General features: G+C 29.4%; 2 protein-coding genes. Both read left to right on the top strand.

The features are described from left to right. A partial coding sequence (locus tag ACO409_RS10975) for an EndoU domain-containing protein (RefSeq protein ID WP_485557203.1) occupies positions 1-413 on the top strand: 413 nt, incomplete at its 5' end. Positions 414-427: 14 nt separating this feature from the next. Next, a partial coding sequence (locus ACO409_RS10970; protein WP_485557201.1) for a DUF5376 family protein occupies positions 428-1,308 on the top strand: 881 nt, incomplete at its 3' end.

Genomic DNA, 1,308 nt, shown 5'->3' with positions numbered 1-1,308 from the left:
ATCTGAGAGCAGATAGAAATGTTGGAAATGTGACAGCTCCAATAGACTTTGATAATCATATAATAAGCGGAGAAATAAACAGATATGGAGATCCAGTAGGAGGACACAGCACTCTAACTCCAACCGTTAGAATTATCAATGATTTGGGAGTTACATCAAATGGAGTTCGTAAAAATAATATTGAGATATTTAATTCAAGAACTAATCAATGGCTTCCGAAGAGATATATAAATACTATGTTTCCAGAATGGTGGACAGGGAATAGAATAAAAGTTGAAAGTGATACGGCGTATAAATTAAGAACTCAGCATCCTACAAATCAATCAAAATGGGAAGGAATTACGCCATCAGGAATTAAAGTAGAAGGATTCGAATATCCGAGAACAACAGTATTTCCTAAAAAAAATCAATAAGAAAGGATATTAAAATGAAGTTTAAATTTAAATTTGTGTCTGTAGGAAATAATAATCTTATTAAAACGAGAGCTGATTGTATTAGTTTAAATAATTCAATACAGGAAAAAAATGTAGCAAGTTATTTAGCAGATATTGAAGAAGATATATTAAATGGAAAAATTGATTATAAACATAATATAAAAATGTTGAGAAGTGATGTATATGATGAAAAAACTGGAACTGAAGGATGGGCAGGATATATAGTAGCGAACAACATGTATCTTTCATTTATTTTTTCTCCAGAAGATAGATATTCGCAGGCGGAAATTTCAAGGAAATCAATGTCAGTACTATTAAAAAAATGGACTAAATTTTTAGAAAGAGAACCAGAATTAAATTATGAAGAGATAGTTGAATTGCCTGATAATGAAAATCCTACTGTGTATTCAGAAGCATATTTTGGTACATATGAAACTTTTCTAGAAAAATTTGAGGAGGGGCAACAATATGAGGAAGATTTACTATATACTGCTTTTTGCAATTATGAACCTAAAGAAAAATATAAAATAGTTAAATTTTTATTAAAAAAGGGAGCTTCAGTCAAAAAGAAGAAAGGGGGTGGAATAAACCTGTTTTTCCCATTGTTTAGTAATATATCCTTGGATAATAGAAAAACAGATTTAGAAATTACATTGGATTTGTACAAAATATTACTAGAAAGAGGAGAAAGTTTATCGTCAATAGATATGAATACAGGAGAATCTCCATTAAATCGCCTTTTTTGTGCATATGGGACATTGTATCCTGATGAAAAAATGACATCATTATACAATATAGTATTCTCAGAACCCAATTTAAAAATTTTATTTAAAGATAAAAATGGGAATACTCCACTTGATATAGCCAGAAAAAA

Source organism: Leptotrichia sp. (assembly GCF_057270615.1).
Note: the sequence above shows the minus strand (reverse complement) of the source record. Positions and strands in the feature narration are given on the sequence as shown.